1 rRNA gene is annotated in these 938 nt (G+C 58.8%); it reads left to right on the top strand.

The window, feature by feature from the left end:
• Positions 1-938, top strand: a 23S ribosomal RNA gene (locus RBH26_RS21310); the annotation flags it as partial.

Here is a 938-nt window from a genome sequence, read left to right as displayed (position 1 = left end):
AGGAAGCCGGTGTCCAGTCGTACGTTTTGAAAAACGGACCAGGGAGTGTACCTGTTTGGCGAGTCTAACCCGATAATCGGGGAAGGCGGAGGGAAACCGACATGGCCGCAGCGCTTTGCGCAAGGGCCGCCGTGTTCAAGCGCGGGGAGTCAAACGGGTACGACCCGAAACCGGATGATCTAGACGTGGGCAGGGTGAAGCGTGCCGAAAGGCACGTGGAGGCCCGATAGCGTTGGTGTCCTACAATACCCTCGCGTGACCTACGTCTAGGGGTGAAAGGCCCATCGAATCCGGAAACAGCTGGTTCCGACCGAAAGATGTCGAAGCATCACCTCTGCCGAGGTAGTCTGTGGGGTAGAGCGACGGATTGGGGGACCGCACTCCGAGAGGAGTGCGCCCCCCTGTCCAACTCCGAACCTACAGACGCCGCTGACGCAGGGAGTCCGGTGCACGGGGTAAGCCTGTGTACCGTGAGGGAGACAACCCAGAGCTGGGTTAAGGTCCCCAAGTGTGGACTAAGTGCGATCGAAGGTGGTCCCGAGCCCTAGACAGCCGGGAGGTGAGCTTAGAAGCAGCTACCCTCTAAGAAAAGCGTAACAGCTTACCGGCCGAGGTTCGGGGCGCCGAAAATGATCGGGGCTCAAGTCCACCACCGAGACCTGGCGACACTCGTCACAGAGTGATTCCGTAGGTCGGCGTTCCGTTCGGGTGGAAGCATGGCTGAGAAGTCGTGTGGACCGTGCGGTAACGAAAATCCTGGTCATAGTAGCAGCGTTAGTCGGGTGAGAACCCCGACGGCCGAACGAGTAAGGGTTCCTCAGCAATGCTGATCAGCTGAGGGTTAGCCGGTCCTAAGTCTCACCGCAACTCGAATGAGACAACAGGGAAACAGGTTAATATTCCTGTGCCAGTGTGCACTCAAAGCCGACGCTTTGGGG

This window comes from Natronolimnohabitans sp. A-GB9 (assembly GCF_030848565.1).
In the GTDB taxonomy this organism is placed as follows: domain Archaea; phylum Halobacteriota; class Halobacteria; order Halobacteriales; family Natrialbaceae; genus Natronolimnohabitans.
Note: the sequence above shows the minus strand (reverse complement) of the source record. Positions and strands in the feature narration are given on the sequence as shown.